General features: G+C 69.0%; 16 protein-coding genes and 1 pseudogene. 11 read left to right on the plus strand and 6 right to left on the minus strand.

The features are described 5' to 3' along the window. Positions 1-6 precede the first annotated feature (6 nt). The gene (locus J2W23_RS26640) at positions 7-834 is read right to left on the minus strand and encodes a creatininase family protein (RefSeq protein WP_307650885.1); all 828 of its coding nucleotides are present in this window, start codon (positions 832-834) and stop codon (positions 7-9) included. An 89-nt stretch (positions 835-923) separates the two neighbouring features. Here J2W23_RS26640 and J2W23_RS26645 point away from each other — a divergent pair, with 89 nt between their 5' ends. Further along, the gene (locus J2W23_RS26645; RefSeq protein ID WP_307650886.1) at positions 924-1,721 is read left to right on the plus strand and encodes an SDR family oxidoreductase; all 798 of its coding nucleotides are present in this window, start codon (positions 924-926) and stop codon (positions 1,719-1,721) included. Here the strand turns inward: J2W23_RS26645 and J2W23_RS26650 are convergent. Continuing rightward, the gene (locus J2W23_RS26650; protein ID WP_307650887.1) at positions 1,705-2,622 is read right to left on the minus strand and encodes a LysR family transcriptional regulator; all 918 of its coding nucleotides are present in this window, start codon (positions 2,620-2,622) and stop codon (positions 1,705-1,707) included. The two genes, J2W23_RS26645 and J2W23_RS26650, sit on opposite strands and share 17 nt — an antisense overlap. Positions 2,623-2,708: 86 nt before the next feature. Between J2W23_RS26650 and J2W23_RS26655 the strand changes: the two genes are divergently transcribed. Then, a complete protein-coding gene (locus J2W23_RS26655; protein ID WP_307650888.1) occupies positions 2,709-3,719 on the plus strand; it encodes a zinc-binding alcohol dehydrogenase family protein in 1,011 nt (336 codons plus the stop codon). Positions 3,720-3,724: 5 nt separating this feature from the next. Here the strand turns inward: J2W23_RS26655 and J2W23_RS26660 are convergent. Then, positions 3,725-4,156 (minus strand): annotated as a pseudogene (locus J2W23_RS26660) (CBS domain-containing protein); the annotation flags it as partial. Between the two features lie 38 nt (positions 4,157-4,194). On the opposite strand from J2W23_RS26660, the gene J2W23_RS26665 reads away from it, so the two are divergent. Beyond that, positions 4,195-4,749 carry a GNAT family N-acetyltransferase gene (locus tag J2W23_RS26665; protein WP_307650889.1) on the plus strand — a complete coding sequence of 185 codons (555 nt, stop codon included), beginning with the start codon at positions 4,195-4,197 and terminating at the stop codon, positions 4,747-4,749. Positions 4,750-4,764: 15 nt separating this feature from the next. Here the strand turns inward: J2W23_RS26665 and J2W23_RS26670 are convergent, their stop codons facing one another. After that, positions 4,765-6,135: a PQQ-dependent sugar dehydrogenase gene (locus tag J2W23_RS26670; RefSeq protein ID WP_307650890.1), complete on the minus strand. Its 1,371-nt coding sequence runs from the start codon at positions 6,133-6,135 to the stop codon at positions 4,765-4,767. A gap of 130 nt (positions 6,136-6,265) precedes the next feature. Here J2W23_RS26670 and J2W23_RS26675 point away from each other — a divergent pair, with 130 nt between their 5' ends. The 7 genes from J2W23_RS26675 to J2W23_RS26705 all read left to right on the plus strand — a co-directional run bounded on the left by J2W23_RS26675 (position 6,266) and on the right by J2W23_RS26705 (position 16,219). Next, entirely contained in the window at positions 6,266-7,024 is a 759-nt protein-coding gene (locus J2W23_RS26675) for an alanyl-tRNA editing protein (RefSeq protein ID WP_176659984.1), read from the plus strand. Between the two features lie 45 nt (positions 7,025-7,069). Continuing rightward, positions 7,070-9,292 (plus strand): protein-disulfide reductase DsbD family protein, encoded by a 2,223-nt coding sequence (locus J2W23_RS26680; protein ID WP_373423990.1) that lies wholly within the window; start codon positions 7,070-7,072, stop codon positions 9,290-9,292. Between the two features lie 94 nt (positions 9,293-9,386). Then, complete coding sequence (locus J2W23_RS26685; protein WP_307650891.1) at positions 9,387-10,079, plus strand: redoxin domain-containing protein; 693 nt, start codon at positions 9,387-9,389, stop codon at positions 10,077-10,079. A gap of 127 nt (positions 10,080-10,206) precedes the next feature. After that, a complete protein-coding gene (locus tag J2W23_RS26690; protein ID WP_307650892.1) occupies positions 10,207-11,550 on the plus strand; it encodes an MFS transporter in 1,344 nt (447 codons plus the stop codon). Between the two features lie 44 nt (positions 11,551-11,594). Continuing rightward, positions 11,595-12,704: a uroporphyrinogen decarboxylase gene (gene hemE / locus J2W23_RS26695; protein ID WP_176659980.1), complete on the plus strand. Its 1,110-nt coding sequence runs from the start codon at positions 11,595-11,597 to the stop codon at positions 12,702-12,704. A 501-nt stretch (positions 12,705-13,205) separates the two neighbouring features. Further along, entirely contained in the window at positions 13,206-15,281 is a 2,076-nt protein-coding gene (gene priA, locus J2W23_RS26700) for a replication restart helicase PriA (protein WP_307650893.1), read from the plus strand. A gap of 50 nt (positions 15,282-15,331) precedes the next feature. Beyond that, positions 15,332-16,219 (plus strand): hypothetical protein, encoded by an 888-nt coding sequence (locus J2W23_RS26705; RefSeq protein ID WP_307650894.1) that lies wholly within the window; start codon positions 15,332-15,334, stop codon positions 16,217-16,219. A 42-nt stretch (positions 16,220-16,261) separates the two neighbouring features. Here J2W23_RS26705 and J2W23_RS26710 read toward each other — a convergent pair whose 3' ends face one another. After that, complete coding sequence (locus J2W23_RS26710) at positions 16,262-16,474, minus strand: hypothetical protein (RefSeq protein ID WP_176659978.1); 213 nt, start codon at positions 16,472-16,474, stop codon at positions 16,262-16,264. A gap of 320 nt (positions 16,475-16,794) precedes the next feature. Between J2W23_RS26710 and J2W23_RS26715 the strand changes: the two genes are divergently transcribed. After that, a complete protein-coding gene (locus J2W23_RS26715; protein WP_307650895.1) occupies positions 16,795-17,430 on the plus strand; it encodes a hypothetical protein in 636 nt (211 codons plus the stop codon). Positions 17,431-17,438: 8 nt separating this feature from the next. On the opposite strand, the gene J2W23_RS26720 is transcribed toward J2W23_RS26715, so the two are convergent. After that, positions 17,439-18,458, minus strand: a complete 1,020-nt coding sequence (locus J2W23_RS26720; protein WP_307650896.1) for an AEC family transporter — start codon at positions 18,456-18,458, stop codon at positions 17,439-17,441. Positions 18,459-18,538 lie beyond the last annotated feature (80 nt).

The following is an 18,538-nucleotide window of genomic DNA, read 5'->3' on the forward strand; positions in this document are numbered from 1 at the left end:
GGCGGATCAGGGCAGCGGCCGGGTGTTTGCCGTGTCCAGCGGCAGGCGCGACACCTCCGCCAGCAGCAGCGCCAGTTGCTGCGCGGCCGCATCGACCACCGCCTGCCCCTTTGCCGCCGTCGCCGCGGCCGCATTGCCAGCCGCGCCCTCTGCGTTGTAGTCCTCCATCGCCCAGCCGAGCTTGGCGCTCTTGCCGTTGCCGAGGATCGCGTAGTCGGCCGCGCGCTTCTCCGAGGTCGATGGGAAATCCTTCGCCTCGCCCATGCGCACAAGTTGCGGGGTCAGCGCCAGCATCATCGAGGTCTCGATCTCGCCCGCGTGCACGCCGAAGCGGTGCTCCCCGGCGCTGAACTGCGCGCCCGCATCGCCCAGCGGCAGGTTGAACCAGCTCACGCTGTAGACGATGAGCCCGTGCGCCGCGCGCAACTCGCGCGCCACGACGTCCATCGCGCCCACATGGCCGCCGTGCGCATTGAAGAGCACCAGCTTCTTCACACCGGCGCGCGCCACGCCCGCGCCGATTTCGTTCCACATGCGGATCAAGGTCTCGGCCGACAGCGTGAGCGTGCCCGCGAAGCGCGCGTGCTCGGGGCTGAGGCCGATCTGCTGGGTCGGGAGGAACAGCACCGGCAGGTCCGCCGGCAGCAGCGGCAGCGATGCCGCCACGATGCCGTCGGCCAGCACCGTGTCCACACCCAGCGGCAGATGCGGCCCATGCTGCTCGGTGGCGCCCAGCGGCAGCACCGCCACGGTGGCTGCCACATCGAGCGCCGCGAAGTCGCGCGTTGTGAGGTGAGACCAGAAGCGGGGCAGGGATACCGGGGATGCGTTCATCCGGCGATCTTAGAGCGGTGATTCAATCCACGCGACCCCGCCGGGCCGCGCCCGGCCCTGGCCACTCAACGACACGACAAGGACACCCCATGGACCTCCAGCTCCAGGACCAGCACGTTCTCATCACCGGCGGCAGCAAGGGCATCGGCCTGGCCTGCGCGCTGGGGTTCCTGCGCGAGGGGGCGCGCGTGAGCCTCGTCTCCCGCGACCTGCAGAACCTGGAAGAGGGCCGCAAGACGCTGATCGACAGCTTCGCCGGGGCCGAAGGCCGCGTCTCGGTGCATGCCGCCGACCTCAAGGACCCGGCCAGCGCCGTGGCCGCGCTCGATGCGGCCGAGAAGGCGTTCGGCGCGGTCGACGTGCTCGTCAACTCGGCCGGCGCCGCGCGCCGCACCCCGCCCGACGACCTGACCCCCACCGCGTGGCACGACGCGATGGACGCGAAGTACTTCACCTACATCCACATGATCGACCCGGTGGTCAAGCGCATGGGCCAGCGTGGCCGCGGCGCGATCGTCAACGTGATCGGCCAGGGCGGCAAGGTCGCGAGCCCCGTGCACATGGCCGGCGGCGCGGCCAATGCGGCGCTGATGCTGGTGAGCGCCGGCATGGCCTCGGCCTATGCGGCCAAGGGCGTGCGCGTGAACGCGGTGAACCCCGGCCTCACGCTGACCGCGCGACTGCAGGAAGGCATGAAGGCCGATGCGAAGCTGCAGGGCATCGACACCGACGAGGCGTTGAAGCGCGCCACCGCGCGGCTGCCGCTGGGTCGCATCGCGACGCCGGAAGAGATCGCCAACACGGTCGTCTTCCTGGCATCGCCGAGAGCAAGCTACGTGACGGGCGCCACCGTCGCGATGGATGGCGCAGTCACACCGATGATCTGACGGCGGTCAGCGCCTCGAACTTCAGCGCCAGAAAGTCGACAAACGCCCGCACACGCGCCGGCACGAAGCGTCCGCTCGGAAGCAGCGCATGCAACGGATACGGCTCCGTCTGCCAGTCGGTCATGAGGTGCACCAGCCGCCCGCTGCGGATGTCGTCGCGCACATCGAGCGCCGACTTCAGCGTGATGCCGTAGCCAGCCACCGCCCACTCGCGCGCGAGCGAGGCGTCGTCCACGCTGCGGTTGCCGTTCACCCGCACTTCGGTCCACTGCCCGTTCTGCGCGAAACGCCAGATGCGGTGGCGGCGCCCGGCGCGATTGAAGATCAGGCAGTTGTGGTGCACCAGGTCCTGCGGCGTCCTGGGCGCGGGATGGCGGCGAAGGTACTCGGGCGAGGCGGTCAGGAGCGGGTTGGTCATCGCGAAGGGCCGCGCCACCAGCCGCGAATCGGCCAGCGCGCCGTAGCGCAGCGCCACATCGACCTCGTCGCGCATCACGTCCAGCGGCCGGTCGCCGACCGAAAGCGAGAGCTGCACGCCGGTGTTCAGCGCGAGGAATTCGTCGAACCACGGCAGCAGCGTGCTGCGCGTGAGGTCCGAGGGCGCGGCCACGCGCAGGGTGCCGACCAGTTCGCCGCGGTCGGCCGTGACCAGCGACTCGCCCTCGTCGAGCAGCTCGAAGGCCCGCACCGCGTAGTCGAGCAGCGTCTGGCCTTGCGGCGTGAGGCGCATCGCGCGCGTGGAGCGCTCGAAGAGGCGCGCGCCGAGCTGCGTTTCGAGCCGCTTGAGCGTGGCGCTGGCGGCCGCGGGCGTGATGCCCAGCGCATGGGCCGCGGCCGTGAGCGTGCCGCCGCGCGCGGTGTGCACGAGCACCTGCAGGTCCGAGGTATTTTCAATCTTCATTTGAAAGTGTTGGTATTCACGGCCCACTTATCAAATGGCCGTTGCCATCCTACAGTTCAGGCATCGTTTCAGAAAGGTCCCTCGCCATGAAAGCCATCGGCTACTACCAGCCCCTTCCCATCGACAACGCCGAATCGCTGCAGGACATCGAACTGCCCGCACCCGTGCCCGGCGCGCGCGACCTGCTGGTGCGCGTGAAGGCGGTGTCGGTCAACCCGGTCGACACCAAGGTCCGCAAGAACGCCGCGCCCGAAGCCGGACAGGCCAAGGTGCTGGGCTGGGACGCGGTCGGCATCGTCGAAGCCATCGGCAGCGGCGTGCAGAACTTCAAGGTCGGCGACCGCGTGTACTACGCGGGCTCGATCATCCGCCCCGGTGCCAATTCGGAACTGCACACGGTGGACGAGCGCATCGCCGCCATCGCGCCGAAGAGCCTGGACGACGCGCAAGCCGCCGCGCTGCCGCTGACCACCATCACCGCGTACGAACTGCTGTTCGACCGCCTGCAGGTGCCCAAGGGCGGCGGCGCGGGCCAGACGCTGCTGATCACCGGCGGTGCCGGCGGCGTGGGCTCCATCCTCATCCAGCTCGCCCGTCAGCTCACGCAGCTGCGCGTGATCGCCACCGCCTCGCGCCCCGAAACGCGCGAGTGGTGCCTGGCGCTCGGCGCGCACGTGGTCATCGACCATTCGAAGCCGCTGGCCACCGAACTCAAGGCCGCCGGCATCGGCGAGGTCGACATGGTCGCCAGCCTCACGCAGACCGAGCAGCACTACGCGCAGATCGTCGAGAGCCTCAAGCCCCAGGGCCAGCTCGCGGTGATCGACGACATGAAGGTGCTCGACGCGATGCCGCTGAAGACCAAGTGCATCTCCCTGCACTGGGAAATGATGTTCACGCGCTCGCGCTTCACCACGCCCGACATCGCCGAGCAGGGCGCGCTGCTCGCGGAAGTGGCCGCGCTGGTCGATGCGGGCCGCGTGCGGACGACGGCGAACGCGAGCTTCGGCACCATCAACGCTGCGAACTTGAAGAAGACGCATGCGCTCATCGAGAGCGGCAAGGCGCAGGGCAAGGTGGTGCTGGCGGGGTTCTGAGCCAGCTAGCTCACCTGCCAGGGCAGGCCACGCATTCGCTCGCGCTTTTCTTCTTCGTCGAAGTGCGCGAGCGAAGGCTTGACGAGGTCGCTGCGCGCCACGAGGCCGACCAGCGCAAGCGACTGCGCATCCTTCACGACCGGCAGCCGCTCGAGCCGGTGGCGCGCAAGGCGCGTGGCCACTGCGCGGCAGTTCTCGCCCGCGAGCGCGAACACCGGTGCCGCGCCTTCGCAGGCATCGCCCACCGTGCCGACGCTGAACGCGGCGAACATCGCGCGGTCGGCCATGCCGATCACCGCATTGCCGCGCAGCACCGGGTAGGCGCGATGCACCTGGCCTTCGCCGAAATACTGCGCAAGCGCCTCGCCCACGGGCAGCGCGGCGTCGATGCTGCGCACCTCGCGCGTCATCACTTCCTCGACCGAATGGCGCTCCAGCACAACATGGCGAAACCAGGCTGACTCACAATCGCCGCATGACCGCTCCGCTGATCGAATTCGACACCGACCGCCTGCGCCTGCGCCAATGGCGCGAGAGCGATCTCGCGCCCTTCGCCGCCATGGCGGCCGACCCGCAGGTGATGGAATTCCTGCTGCCTTTGCCCACGCGCGCCGACAGCGATGCGTCGGCCAACCGCGCCAGTGCGCTCATCGCGAAGAACGGCTGGGGTTTCTGGGCCGTCGAGCACAAGGCCACGGGCGAATTCATCGGCTTCACGGGGTTGAACGTGCCGCTGGCGACACTGCCGTTCTCACCGTGCGTCGAGATCGGCTGGCGCCTCGCGCGCCACACCTGGGGCCAGGGCTTCGCGACCGAGGCCGCGCGCGGCGCGCTGCAGGTCGGCTTCGAGCGGCTCGGCTTCGACGAGATCGTGGCCTTCACCGCGGCCGGCAACCTGCGCTCGGCCGCGGTGATGGAACGCATCGGCATGCACGAGGACGTGGCCGGTGCATTCGACCATCCGTCCGTGCCCGCCGGAAGCCCGCTGCTTGCGCACCGGCTCTTCCGGATCCGCCGCCCGCAGCGCTGAAGAAGCCGGCGCGAGTTACTGCGGCTTCGCGCGCGACACGCGCCACACCGCGTTGCCCACGTCGTCGGCCACCAGCAGCGCGCCGCTCTTGTCGAGCGCCACGCCCACCGGCCGGCCTTGTGCCTTTTCGTCGGCGGTGAGGAAGCCGGTGAGGATGTCCACCGGCGGCCCGCTCGGCCTGCCGCCGATGAAGGGCACGAACACCACCTTGTAGCCCGACTTGGGCTTGCGGTTCCACGAGCCGTGCTCGCCGATGAAGACGCCGCTCGCGAACTCCGGCGGCATGCCGCGCGCGTGCGAGAACACGAGGCCCAGCGGCGCGACGTGCGAGCCGAGCGCGTAGTCGGGCGCGATCGCCTTGGCCGCCATCTCGGGGTTCTGCGGCGTGACGCGCGCATCGACGATGCCGCCGTAGTAGGTCCAGGGCCAGCCGTAGAACGCGCCCTCCTTCACCGAGGTGAGGTAGTCGGGCACGAGGTCGCTGCCGATCTCGTCGCGCTCGTTCACCACGGTCCACAAGACGTTGGTGTCGGGGTCCCAGCCCATGCCATTGGGGTTGCGCAGGCCGCTCGCGAAGAGGCGCTTTTCACCGCTCTTGGCATCGACCTCCCAGATCGCGGCACGGCCCTCCTCGGCCGCGAGGCCGTTCTCGCCGATGTTGCTGTTGGAGCCGACGGTCACGTAGAGCTTGGTGCCGTCGGCATTGGCGATCACGTTCTTGGTCCAGTGGTGGTTGATGCCCGCGGGCAGTTGCGTGACCAGCGTGGGATTGGCCTTCACCGAGGTCTCGCCCTCGGTGTAGGGCACCTTCACGAGCGCATCGGCATTCGCGATGAAGAGCTCGTTGCCCACCAGCGCCATGCCGTAGGGCGACATCAGGTTGGTCATGAAGACCTGCCTGACCTCGGCCACGCCGTCGCCGTCGGCATCGCGCAGCAAGGTGATGCGGTTCGGGCTGGGCACGCCGGCACCGGCGCGGGCCATGACCTTGCCCATGACCCAGTTGCGGATCTTGGCGACCGGGCCGTCGTCGCTGCTGCCGCCGGGCTTGGGCGGCTTGTTGCTCTCGGCCACCAGCACGTCGCCGTTGGGCAGGGTGTAGACCCAGCGCGGGTGCTCGAGGCCGCGCGCCAGCGCCGTCACGCGCAGGCCTTCGGCGGGCGTGGGCGCGGCTGTGTCGGTCCAGCCGACGGCAGGTGCCACGTTGACAGTGGGAATCAAGGTCTTGTTCGGCTCGGCCAGCTGCGGGCGGGGGCCGGTCGTGGCCTCGGGTGCCAGCTTGGCGGCCTCGCCGCAGCCGGCGAGCAATGCGGCCGCGATGGCCAGGGCGGATAACTGCCAGATCGAAGCGCCCATGCGGGTGGGTGCTTGCTGCGGAGCTTTCATGCGTGATCCTTCGCGGCGGGGGCCGCATACCGGGCAGATCATCCACTGGCGCCCGGCCCCGGGGTTGTCGGTCGTGGGCGCTTTCTGGCGTGGGCCCACCCCAATCGCGCATCGCCGCTACCATCGCCGCATGACCGACGACCTGTTCCGTGCCGACGCCTACCTGCGCACCTGCGAAGCCCGCATCCTGCGCATCGACGAAGCCGGCATCGTGCTGGACCGCACGGTGTTCTATCCGCTGGGCGGCGGGCAGGCGGGAGACGCCGGCGTGCTGGCTTTGGCCGACGGCCGCGAAGTCGTCATTGCCGACACTCGCAAGGCCAAGAATGAAGAAGGCCAGCCCACCCACGAATTCCTCCATGTGCCGGCGCCCGAACAGGCCGACCTGCTGACCGCGCTGAAGCCCGGCGACACCGTCACCGCCCGCCTCGACTGGGAGCGCCGCCACCGGCTGATGCGCTTTCACACCGCCTCCCACCTGCTGTGCCACCTGGTGCCCGTACCGGTGAACGGCTGCTCGATCACGCCCGACTACGCGCGCATCGACTTCCACATGACCGATCCGCTCGACAAGGAAGCGCTTACCGCCGGCCTCGCCCGCCTGGTCGAGGCGGCGCATCCGCTGACCGTGGGTGCCATCACCGACGAGGAGCTCGATGCGAACCCGGCCCTCGTCAAGAGCATGAGCGTGCAGCCGCCGCGCGGCACGGGCACGGTACGCACCATCCGCATCGGTGGCGAAGGCGACGCGCAGATCGACTTCCAGCCCTGCGGCGGCACGCATGTTGCGAACACCTCGGAAATCGGCGCCGTGCTCGTCACCAAGATCGAGAAAAAGAGTGCCAACAGCCGGCGCGTGGTGCTGGGCTGGGCGACCGCCGCGGCCTGACGAGAACCCGGAACTTCGCCTCGCCCTATTGCTCCGACTGACGGCATGATCTTTTCGCGCATCCATTTCGCTACGCTTCTGATAGCAATTTCCGCAGCCAGCATGCCGGCTGCGGCGCAATTGGCTTCCAAGACCGGGGCCGTCGTCACCACCCCCCATGTGCGCGCCGAACTGGTCGCCCACGCGCCCGATGGCGTCACGCCCGGCGCACAGGCCTGGGTCGGCCTGCAGATCACGCACCAGCCCGAGTGGCACACCTACTGGAAGAACGCCGGCGATTCGGGCCTGCCCACCGAACTGACGTGGACGCTGCCCGCCGGCGTTTCGACCGGCGAGATCGCCTGGCCGGTCCCGAAGAAGATTCCGGTCGGCAACCTCGCCAACTACGGCTACGAGAACACCGTGCTGCTGCCGGTGCCGCTGGAGGTGTCGACGCTCTACAAGCCACCGATGGCGCTCGCCGGCGGCACGCCCGCGATGGACGTGAAGCTCAAGGCCTCCTGGCTGGTCTGCCGCAAGGAGTGCATCCCCGAAGAGGGCGAATTCACCCTCTCGCTGCCGCTGCAGGGCTCGACCGCGCTGCACAAGGCCGAGTTCGATGCCGCACATGCCGCCCAGCCCCAGCCGCTGGCCAAACCGGGCGGCATCGAGGTCAATGGCAACAACCTGCAAGTCAGGCTCGAAGGCCTGCCGGCCGCCGTGCAGGGCAAGACGCTCGCCTTCTTCCCCGAAACGCCCGAGGTGATCCGCACCGCGGCCGTCTCCGGCAAGGACTGGACGCAAAGCTGGCAAGGCGACACCTGGACCGCGACGATGCCGCTGGCCGACCAGCGCAGCGCGAGCCCCACGGTGATGCCGGTGGTGGTCGCACTCGCCGAGGCCGACCGCCAGCCGGGCCAGCCGGTGGCGTGGCGCGCGGAAGCGCCGGTCACGGGCACCTGGCCCGCCGTCGCCACGCCGGGGCGCGCCGAGGTGTCGCCCGCACTGCAGGCCGCGCTCGCTGCCAATGCCGCGAACGCCGCAGCCAGTTCCACCACCGACCTGCCGGCCCAGCCCACCGGCACCTTCGCCATGGCATTGTTGGGCGCGCTGCTCGGCGGCCTGCTGCTGAACCTCATGCCCTGCGTGTTCCCGATCCTCGCGATCAAGGTGCTGGGCTTCGCGCGGCAGGCCGGCAACGCCAGCGCGCACCGCAAGGCGGGCCTCGCGTACACGGGCGGCGTGATGCTGTCGTTCCTCGCGCTCGGCGGCGCCATGCTCGCGCTGCGCGCGGCCGGTGCGCAGCTCGGCTGGGGCTTCCAGCTGCAGTCGCCCGGCGTGGTGGCGGCATTGGCGGCGCTCTTCACGCTGATCGGCCTCAACCTCGTGGGCGTGTTCGAGTTCGGCCACGCGGTGCCGTCGTCGATGTGCACCGCGCAGGCCAAGCACCCGCTGGCCAACGACTTCCTCTCGGGCGTGCTCGCCGTGGTGATCGCCTCGCCCTGCACCGCGCCGTTCATGGGCGCCTCGCTCGGCTTCGCGATCGGCCTGCCGGCCGCGCAGGCGCTGCTGCTCTTCGTGGCGCTCGGCCTCGGGCTCGCGCTGCCTTACCTCGTGGCCGGCTTCGTGCCCGCCGTCGCGCACCTGCTGCCCAAGCCGGGTCCGTGGATGGGCACGCTGCGCCGCCTGCTGGCCTTCCCGATGTTCGCCACGGTGGCATGGCTGGTGTGGATCCTCGGCCAGCAAAGCGGCATCGACGGCGCGGGCACGCTGCTTGCGCTGCTGGTGTGCCTCGCGGCCATCGTCTGGGCGTTCACGCTGCGCGGCCGCACGCGCCTCGTGATTGCCACCGTGCTGATCGCCTTCACCGCGGTGCTGACCGGCGCCATCGGCCGCAACCTGCTGCAGGTCGTGGAGCCGGCCAAGCTGGCTGCAGCAAGCACCGCGAACCAGCGCTGGCAACCGTGGTCGGCCGAGCGCGTGAGTGAACTCTCCAGCGCCGGCCAACCGGTGTTCATCGACTTCACCGCCGCCTGGTGCGTGACCTGCCAGTACAACAAGAAGCGCACGCTGGCCGATGCCGAGGTGCTCGCCGATTTCGATGCCAAGAAGGTCGCGATGCTGCGTGCCGACTGGACCCGCCGCGACCCCGCCATCACCGCCGCGCTCACCGCGCTCGGCCGCAGCGGCGTGCCGGTCTACGTGCTGCAGGCGCCGGGCAAGGCACCGGTCGTGCTGACGGAAATTTTGGGTAAGGACGAGGTCCGCGCTGCACTCGCCGCGCTTTGACCACCTGCGTGACATGGGTTGTCACATGCACTTGAAGAAACGGTTCTAAGCTGCAGTTGTTGTTTGGAATTTTCTAATGGAGCTCAAGCTGGCCATGTCTCTCTCGCCAACCTCCGACTCGCGTTCCCTTCGTGCCGCGCGCCATGCCCGCGCCGCCCTGAGCCGAGCCTCCCGCCGTGCCGTCGTCGCCGCCGCTGTCGCACTCGGCGGGGCCTTCCTGATGGGCACCAACGCCTTTGCCGCACCGGCCGTGGGCCAGAAGGCGCCCGACTTCGTTGCCGTCGACACCACCGGCGCCAAGCACAAGCTCTCGGACTTCGCCGGCAAGTTCGTCGTGCTCGAATGGACCAACCCCGGCTGCCCTTTCGTGCGCAAGCACTACGGCAGCGGCAACATGCCCGCCACGCAAAAGGCCGCGACCGACAAGGGCGTGGTGTGGCTGGCCATCAATTCCACCGAGCGCGCTGCGAGCGACTACCTGAAGGCCGACGCGCTCGATGCCTGGATGAAGTCGCAATCGGCCGCGCCCACCGCGGTGCTGATGGACGAGGACGGCGTCATCGGACAGGTCTACGGCGCGCGCACCACGCCGCACATCTTCATCATCGATCCCAAGGGCGTGCTGGTGTATGCGGGCGGCATCGACAGCATCGCATCGGCGCGCGCGGACGACATCAAGACCGCGACCAACTACGTGAACCAGGCGCTGGGCGAAGCCTTCGGCGGCAAGCCGATTTCGGCGGCCACGACGCGGCCCTACGGCTGCTCGATCAAGTACAAAGCCTGACGCGCACGCAAGCAAGCACGCGCGTCGTCACTCTGCGAGTGACAGCTACCTGACTCCCGCGGTCAGGTAGCGGTCGGGGAGCCCGGCCTACCCTTGGCGGACACACATCGCCCAAGGGGACAACAAGATGAATCCTGCGCCTTCCGCTGCGCAACAAGGCGCGGTCGCCCGCCCTTCCTCCACCACGGCTTCCTCCTCGAAATTCGCCACCGTCCTGCGCGTGACCGGCGGCAACTTCATGGAGATGTTCGACTTCTTCCTGTTCGGCTTCTACGCCACGCAGATCTCGAAGGCGTTCTTCCCCGCGGGCAACGAGTTCGCCTCGCTGATGCTCACCTTCATGACCTTCGGCGCGGGCTTCCTGATGCGTCCGCTGGGCGCGATCTTTCTCGGCGCGTATGTCGACCGCGTCGGCCGCCGCAAGGGCCTGATCGTCACGCTCGCGCTCATGGCGCTGGGCACGCTGCTCATTGCCTGCGTGCCGGCCTACGCGACCATCGGCGCCATCGCGCCGCTCCTGGTGCTCATCGGCCGGCTGCTGCAGGGCTTCTCTGCGGGCGTGGAGCTGGGGGGCGTGTCGGTGTATCTCTCGGAGATGGCCACGCCGGGCCGCAAGGGCTTCTACGTGAGCTGGCAGTCGGCCAGCCAGCAGGTGGCCATCGTCGTGGCGGCTGCGCTCGGCTACTGGCTCAACGTGACCTTCACCTCGCAGGAGATCGGCGACTTCTACTGGCGCGTGCCCTTCTTCGTCGGCTGCCTGATCGTGCCGGTGCTGTTCGTCATCCGCCGCTCGCTGCAGGAGACCGAGGAGTTCATGGCGCGCAAGCACCGCCCCGATGCGCGCGAGATCTTCCAGTCGATGGTCGCCAACTGGGGCCTCGTCATCGCGGGGATGATGCTGGTGTCGATGACCACCGTGTCGTTCTACCTGATCACGGTCTACACGCCGACCTTCGGCAAGTCGGTGCTGCACCTGAGCACGACCGATGCGCTCATCGTCACGCTGTGCGTGGCGATCTCGAACTTCATCTGGCTGCCGATCATGGGCGCGCTCTCGGACCGCGTGGGGCGCAAGCCGCTCTTGATCCTGTTCACCGTGCTGACCATCCTCACCGCGTACCCGTCGCTCAAGTGGCTGGTGGGCGCACCGAGCTTCGCGCGCATGCTCGAAGTGGAACTGTGGCTGTCGTTCCTCTATGCGAGCTACAACGGCGCGATGGTGGTGGCGCTCACCGAGGTGATGCCGGTGAACGTGCGCACGGCAGGCTTCTCGCTGGCCTACAGCCTGGCGACGGCGCTGTTCGGCGGCTTCACGCCGGCCATCGCGACCGGGCTGATCGAGATGACCGGTGACAAGGGCGCGCCGGGGTTGTGGATGACGGCAGCCGCCATCTGCGGGCTGATCGCCACGCTGGTGCTCTACCGGCGCAACGTGAGCCCGGCGGATTCGCGACGCGTGCCGGTGGTCTGAGCAGATCCCGGTCCGCGGGCGCGAGCCCCTGCGACAATTGGGAAATGCCTTTCGCCCCACTGCAAAACGACACTTTCCTGCGAGCCTGCTGGCGCCAGGCCACCGATCACACGCCCGTCTGGCTGATGCGCCAGGCCGGCCGCTACCTCCCGGAGTACGTCGCCACGCGCGCCAAGGCCGGCAGCTTCATGGGGCTGGCGACCAACACCGACTACGCCACCGAAGTCACACTCCAGCCGCTCGCGCGCTATCCGCTGGACGCGGCCATTCTTTTCTCCGACATCCTCACCGTGCCCGACGCCATGGGCCTGGGCCTGTCGTTCGAGGCCGGCGAAGGCCCGCGCTTCGCCCGCCCGGTGCGCGACGAGGCGGCCGTGGCCGCGCTCGAAGTGCCCGACATGCAAAAGCTGCGCTATGTGTTCGACGCCGTGGCCTCGATCCGCAAGGCGCTCGACGGGCGGGTGCCGCTGATCGGCTTCTCGGGGAGCCCGTGGACGCTGGCCTGCTACATGGTCGAAGGTGCGGGCTCCAGCGACTACCGGCTCGTGAAGAGCATGCTCTACGGCCGCCCCGACCTGATGCACCGCATCCTCGCGGTGAACGCCGATTCGGTCGCCACCTATCTCAATGCGCAGATCGACGCGGGCGCGCAGGCCGTGATGGTCTTCGACAGCTGGGGCGGCGTGCTGGCCGACGGCGCCTTCCAGGAATTCAGCCTCGCCTACACGGCCCGCGTGCTCGCGGGCCTCAAGCGCACCGGCGCCGACGGCCAGCCCGTGCCGCGCATCGTGTTCACCAAGGGCGGCGGCCTGTGGCTGGAGGCCATGCGCGCGCTCGACTGCGAAGTGCTCGGCGTGGACTGGACCGTGAACCTCGCCACCGCGCGCCGCCAGATTGCCGAAGGCACCGACGGCAAGGCCAAGGCGCTGCAGGGCAACATCGACCCGAACGTGCTGTTCGCGCCGCCCGCGCAGATCGAAGCCGAGGTGGCCAAGGTGCTGCAGGCTTTCGGCAAGCCGCACGCCGACCGCAACGCACCAGGGCCGACGCACATCTTCAACCTGGGCCACGGCATCAGCCAGTTCACGCCGCCCGACCATGTGGCGGCGCTGGTCGACGCGGTCCACACGCAGTCGCGCGCCCTGCGCGGTTGAAACTGTGACGGCGGGGCGGGTCACGCGAACGCGCGGGACGCCCCAGGAAAATCGCTCCGAATCCGTTTGTCAAGCCCAAAAACGGTCTAGGAGGCCCGACTTATGCACAAAACGCGTGTTGCACTGCGCAAGATTATCTGAGGCACCGCCTTCTTTGCTCCCAAACCAATAGCACGCGTAAGTTGTTGATTTATATAGGATTTGAACTTTGCTTTTTTTTGGGGCAATCCAGCCAGAGCCTTGATTTTCAAGGCTCCCCAGCGTGTCGAGCCCTGTTGTCAACAAAGTTATCCACAGAAACTCTGGATGGCCGGCAAAGCACTGGAAAATCAACGACTTAAGTGGATTTGTTCAAAGTCGCATTAACAACCGTTGCCAAGAAGGTCCCCCATCCCTACAGCCAGCCCCGCTCCCGAAACGGACGCCCCGACCCCGGGCGATTCCGCTGCGCCGCCGCCTGACAGCGCGCCGGCGGGCCTGGCATGGCGTCTCGACATCGCGGTGCAGACGCCGGCGCACGCCGCGCTCGGCGACCTGCTGAGCTACGCCGGTGCCGCGCCGCTCGTGCCCGGCACGCTGGTGCGGGTGCCGCTGGGCCGGCGCGAGGTGCTGGGCGTGGTCTGGAACGAGCCCGTCTCCCTGGACGGCGCACAGCCCGACATGGCCCTCAAGCCCGTGGGCGCCGCGCTCGACGCGCTGGCGCCGCTCGGCGAGGCCTGGCGCGACCTCGTGACCTTTGCCGCGCGCTATTACCAGCGCTCGATCGGCGAAATCGCCCTGGCCGCCCTGCCGCCGCAACTGCGCGACCTGACGACGACGCAGCTCGCGCGTCGCCTCAAGCGCAAGACGACGACCGGCCCTGTCGCCGAGACCGCCGAAGCCGCCAACCTGATCGCGCTGAGCCCGGAACAGACGGCCGCCCTCGCCCGCATCGAGGCGGAGAGCGGCACCTTTCTCCTGGTCGGCAGCACCGGCAGCGGCAAGACCGAGGTGTACCTGCGCTGCGTGGCCGACCTGCTCGCGCGCGACCCCGGGGCGCAGGCGCTGGTGATGGTGCCCGAGATCAATCTCACGCCGCAGCTCGAAGCCCGCTTCAAGGCCCGCTTCGGCGAAGAGGCGGTGGTGTCGCTGCACAGCGGCATGACGAATCCGCAGCGCCTGGCGAGTTGGCTCGCCGCGCACAGCGGCGCCGCGCGCATCGTGCTGGGCACGCGCATGGCGGTGTTCGCGTCGATCCCGGGGCTCAAGCTCATCGTGGTCGACGAGGAGCACGACCCGAGCTACAAGCAGCAGGAAGGCGCGCGTTACTCGGCGCGCGACCTCGCCGTGTGGCGCGGCCAGCGCGAGGGCGCGAAGGTGATCCTCGGCTCGGCCACGCCGTCGCTCGAGAGCTGGCACCAGAGCCGGCCCGCCGAGGGCGACGACCCGGGCGGGCGCTACGTGCGGCTGGAGATGCCATCGCGCATTGGCGCCGGCGAGCTGCCCGCGGTGCGGCTGGTCGACATGAACCTGCAGCCGCCGAAAACGGTGCTCTCGGGCGCGCTGCTCGACGCCATCGGCCAACGCATCGCGCGCGGCGAGCAGAGCATGATCTTCCTGAACCGCCGCGGCTATGCGCCGGTGCTGGCCTGCGGCGACTGCGGCTGGAAGAGCGAATGCCCGCACTGCAGCGCCTACCGCGTGTTCCACAAGATCGACCGCACGCTGCGCTGCCACCACTGCGGCTTCACCGAACGCGTGCCGCGCGCCTGTCCGGCCTGCGGCAACCCCGACATCGCGCCCGTGGGTCGCGGCACCGAGCGGCTCGAGGAACACCTGGCCGAACTGTTCGCCGCGGTGAAGCGGCCCGACGGCAGCGCGGTGCGCATCGCGCGCATCGACGCCGACAGCACCAAGAAGCAGGGCGCGCTCGAATCGCAGCTGGCCGCGGTGCATGCGGGCGAGGTCGACGTGCTGGTCGGCACGCAGATGATCGCCAAGGGCCACGACTTCCGGCGCATCACGCTGGTGGCGGCGGTCAACCCCGACGGCGCGCTCTTCTCCAGCGACTTCCGCGCACCCGAGCGGCTGTTCAGCCTGCTGATGCAATCGGCCGGCCGCGCCGGACGCGACGCCGCCTACCTCGCGGCACAAGGCGCGACGGCCGAGATGTGGATCCAGACCTTTCACTCGCAGCACCCGCTCTTCATGGCGCTGCGCAAGCATGACTACGCCGCGTTCGCCAAGCAGCAGCTCGACGAGCGCCGCGCCGCCGGCATGCCGCCCTTCGCATTCCAGGCGCTGCTGCGCGCCGATGCGCGCGAGCAGTCGGTGGCGCAGGCTTTCCTGAACATCGCGGCCGATGCGGCCGAGGCATTGCCCGGCGCCGACATCGTCACGCGCTACCCCGCGGTGCCGCTTTCGATCCAGCGCGTGGCCGACGTGGAGCGCGCGCAGATGCTCATCGAAAGCCCTTCGCGCGCCGCGCTGCAACGTCTGCTCGCGAGCTGGCAGCCCTTGCTGCACGAACTGCGCCGCACGCCCGAGGGCAAGGGCGTCATCCGCTGGCTGGTCGACGTCGATCCGCACAGCATCTGAGCCGGTTGTCCTGCACCGTGTTCGGGCGAGCAGCGCCAAGGTCATCCGGCATGAACACCTTCATCTCCGCCATGCGCCGCCAGGCGGGCACCGGCCTCGTCCTGCTGTCGATGTCGATGCTGGCCCTTGCGCAACAACCGCCCGCAGCCACCGGCCCGGCCGCCGCGCTGCGCGCGCAGCTGCAAGCGCTCGCACCCCAACTGGAGCGCAATGCCTTCCGCCGCCCCCTCGCACTCCAATCGAGCGAAGCCGCGGACCGGTTGAGCGGCGACGTCTATGCGCTGGTGGACCATCCCTTCGCGCGCGTGAGCGGCGCGCTGCGGGAGCCTGCCGCGTGGTGCCAGGTGCTGATGCTCCACCTCAACACCAAGCACTGCGCGGTGAAGGGCGGCGGCACCACGCTGGCGGTGGCCATCGGCCGCAAGTTCGACCAGCCGCTGTCGGATGCACAGACCATCGCCTTCGCCTACACGCCCGGAAAAGCAGACGCGAACTACCTGAACGTGCGCCTGAGCGCGGACACCGGCCCGCTTTCCACACGCGACTACAGCATCGTGTTCGAAGCGGCACCAGCCGACGGTGGCAAGACGGCGATCCACCTGCGCTATGCGTATGCCTACGGCACGGCGGCGCGACTCGCGATGAAGGGCTACCTCGCCACGCTGGGCAGCGACAAGGTCGGCTTCACGCCCGCGGGAGAGGGCGGCTACATCGGCGGCGTGCGCGGCGTGGTGGAGCGCAACACCATGCGCTACTACCTGGCGATCGACAGCTACCTCGATGCGCCCGGCGCAGGCCAGCTGGAGCAGCGCCTTGCGGCGTGGTTCGATGCGACGGAGCAGTACGCCAGGCAGCTCCACGAAATCGAGAAGAGCGACTACCTCACGATGAAGCGCCACGAGTTCCAGCGCATGCAGCAACAGCAGGCTGCGTCCTGAAACGACGACGACAGCGTCGCGCTCATTCCAAGAACTCGGTAGTCAGTGGTGGCCGGTGGGCTCCTTGCCCATGTCGACATAGCGCAGCTCGCGGTGATGGCGACGCCGCGCAATGCTGCCCGGCCATGCGAACACCACGAGGCTCAACGCGCCCAGCGCGATCGACGCGGCGGTGCCGAGCACACCGACATGCCAGACCCAGCCCACGCCGGCGAGCCAGGCCACCCACAGCAGGATGCGAACCAGTATTGCCATCGCGCGCCCTATTCACATCGTTGACATCTTTGACCTGGAACCACTGTAGCAGCGCATCTGCAAACTCAAGCATTCAACTGAAGGCATATCGATGCCTACGACTTACGGCCTGCCCTGCGATTACCCAGAAATAATCTGCAAAAAGTGTTGACGCAATGCCATGAGGCTGTTCAAGCTGTAAACGCGCAGTAAACCCGCGAACTCGACGCGGGCTCCGGGTTCGAAGCAAGCTCGCTCGCTCACACGCAAAGGTCGCCGTGAAATCGTCGTCTCTTCCTGGTTGGGTCCTCTCGTTTGCGTGCATCGCCTCCGTTGCCGGCATGGCCGGCACACCCGTTGCCGCCGTCGCCGCGGACATCGAATTGCAAGGCCGCGAACTGGTGGTGTCGGGCATGCTGGACGGCAGCGCGATCAAGACCTTCACCGACCACCTGGCAAGCGGCACCGTGCGCACCGTGGTGTTCGAAGACCTCTCCGGCGGCACCGCCGATGCGGCAGGCGCCTTTGCCGATGCCATTCGCGCGAGCGGCGTCGACACCGAGATCCGCGGCCAGTGCATGGCCGCCTGCGCGTACGCGTTCCTTGCGGGCAAGACGCATCGATTCGGTTACGGCTTCCAGGTCAACGGCATCCTGCTGCCGGTGGCCGCGCGCCCCACCGCGGCCGAGTTGGCCGTGCGCTGGCGCGGCGACGAAGCCCACAAGACACTGGCCGACTTCACGCCCGCAACCGCCACCACGGCGGGCACGGCGACGGCGAAATCGGTGGAGGCCAGTGTCCCGCCCCTGAAAGACAACTGGCAGCCCGATCACGGCGTGCTCTTCACCGCGAGCCCCACCCTCTTCGGCCGCATCTACAACGCCTACTACTGCGACGGCACGCAGGGCCGCGATTTCTCCAAGTGCGAGCGGCTCTCGGATGCCGACCCGTACAAGCTCGGCGTTCTCACGCCGTAGCCAGCCCGTCAGCGCAGCACGCCGACCGCAAACGGAAAGCTGAAGAACGCCGCCACCGTCGTCCACAGGATGATGCGTGCGATGCGGCCGTTGTCCGCGCCGAAGCGCTCGGCCAGCATCGACACGTTGCTCGCGCTCGGCAGCGCCGCGACGAGCACGATCACCACCAGCGCCGCGTGCGAGAGCGGCAGGCCCAGCGCGATGGCGCCGGCGCCCAGCGCCCACACCAGGAGCGGATGCAGCAGCAGCTTGACCGCCACCACCGGCAGCACATCGGACAGCGGAGCCTTGCGCATCGGTGTGCGGCCCGTCCCCATGGCTTCGGCAACGGCCGCGCTGGCCTGGTGCTCGCGCGCCAGCAACGCGGAGCGCGCCAGCACCGCGCCGATGGTGAAGAGCGCCACCGGCGAGGCCGCATCCGCGAGCATGGCCACGGTGCGATCGATGGGTCCCGGCAATTGCCAGCGCGCGGCCGACAGCAGCACGCCCAGCAGGATCGACCACGGCATCGGGTTCACGACGATCCCGCGCAGCGCCTTGCGCGCCGCCTGAGAGGCCCCCTGCCGCCCCGCGCCGCCGGCGCCATCGAGCCGCGACAGCGCAATGCAGAGCGACGAGGTCACCACCAGGTCGAACGCGATCGTGATGATCATCGGCCCGGCCGCCTGCGCGCCGAGGATCGCGACCAGCAGCGGCACGCCCATGAAGCCGGTGTTCGGAAAGGCGGCCACCAGCGCGCCAAAGGCCGCGTCGTTCCAGCCGATGCGCGCGTTGCGGGTCAGCATGACCACGCCCGCCACCACCGCCAGCGCGCTCGCGCCCCAGATGAGTGCCACGCTGCCGTCGAGCAGCTGCGCGATCGGCGTGCCGGCGCCGAAGCGCAGCAGCATGCACGGCAGCGCGAAATACAGCACGAAGGTGTTGAGGCCGGGAATCGCCTCCAGCGGCAGGAGGCGGGCGCGGGCGGCGGCGTAGCCGGCCGCGATCAGCGCGAAGAAAGGGAAAGTTACAAGAAATACAGGCAGCACCGCCCGATTGTCGTTTGCCCCCGCTTGCGCCTGGCCCGCCTGGCCCCTTTCCTGCGTGTCCCGCCTACAACGTCCAGAGG

This window comes from Variovorax boronicumulans (assembly GCF_030812215.1).
GTDB classification, from domain to species: Bacteria; Pseudomonadota; Gammaproteobacteria; order Burkholderiales; family Burkholderiaceae_C; genus Variovorax; species Variovorax boronicumulans_C.

What these genes read in the sequence shown, in the direction of transcription:
- J2W23_RS26650 (WP_307650887.1), bottom strand. Translation starts at nt 2,622, where the DNA reads ATGAAGATTGAAAATACCTCGGACCTGCAGGTGCTCGTGCACACCGCG.
- J2W23_RS26675 (WP_176659984.1), top strand. Translation starts at nt 6,266, where the DNA reads ATGACCGACGACCTGTTCCGTGCCGACGCCTACCTGCGCACCTGCGAA.
- J2W23_RS26685 (WP_307650891.1), top strand. Translation starts at nt 9,387, where the DNA reads ATGTCTCTCTCGCCAACCTCCGACTCGCGTTCCCTTCGTGCCGCGCGC.
- J2W23_RS26670 (WP_307650890.1), bottom strand. Translation starts at nt 6,135, where the DNA reads ATGAAAGCTCCGCAGCAAGCACCCACCCGCATGGGCGCTTCGATCTGG.
- hemE (WP_176659980.1), top strand. Translation starts at nt 11,595, where the DNA reads ATGCCTTTCGCCCCACTGCAAAACGACACTTTCCTGCGAGCCTGCTGG.
- J2W23_RS26640 (WP_307650885.1), bottom strand. Translation starts at nt 834, where the DNA reads ATGAACGCATCCCCGGTATCCCTGCCCCGCTTCTGGTCTCACCTCACA.
- J2W23_RS26705 (WP_307650894.1), top strand. Translation starts at nt 15,332, where the DNA reads ATGAACACCTTCATCTCCGCCATGCGCCGCCAGGCGGGCACCGGCCTC.
- J2W23_RS26715 (WP_307650895.1), top strand. Translation starts at nt 16,795, where the DNA reads ATGGCCGGCACACCCGTTGCCGCCGTCGCCGCGGACATCGAATTGCAA.
- J2W23_RS26655 (WP_307650888.1), top strand. Translation starts at nt 2,709, where the DNA reads ATGAAAGCCATCGGCTACTACCAGCCCCTTCCCATCGACAACGCCGAA.
- J2W23_RS26680 (WP_373423990.1), top strand. Translation starts at nt 7,070, where the DNA reads ATGATCTTTTCGCGCATCCATTTCGCTACGCTTCTGATAGCAATTTCC.
- J2W23_RS26690 (WP_307650892.1), top strand. Translation starts at nt 10,207, where the DNA reads ATGAATCCTGCGCCTTCCGCTGCGCAACAAGGCGCGGTCGCCCGCCCT.
- J2W23_RS26710 (WP_176659978.1), bottom strand. Translation starts at nt 16,474, where the DNA reads ATGGCAATACTGGTTCGCATCCTGCTGTGGGTGGCCTGGCTCGCCGGC.
- J2W23_RS26665 (WP_307650889.1), top strand. Translation starts at nt 4,195, where the DNA reads ATGACCGCTCCGCTGATCGAATTCGACACCGACCGCCTGCGCCTGCGC.
- J2W23_RS26645 (WP_307650886.1), top strand. Translation starts at nt 924, where the DNA reads ATGGACCTCCAGCTCCAGGACCAGCACGTTCTCATCACCGGCGGCAGC.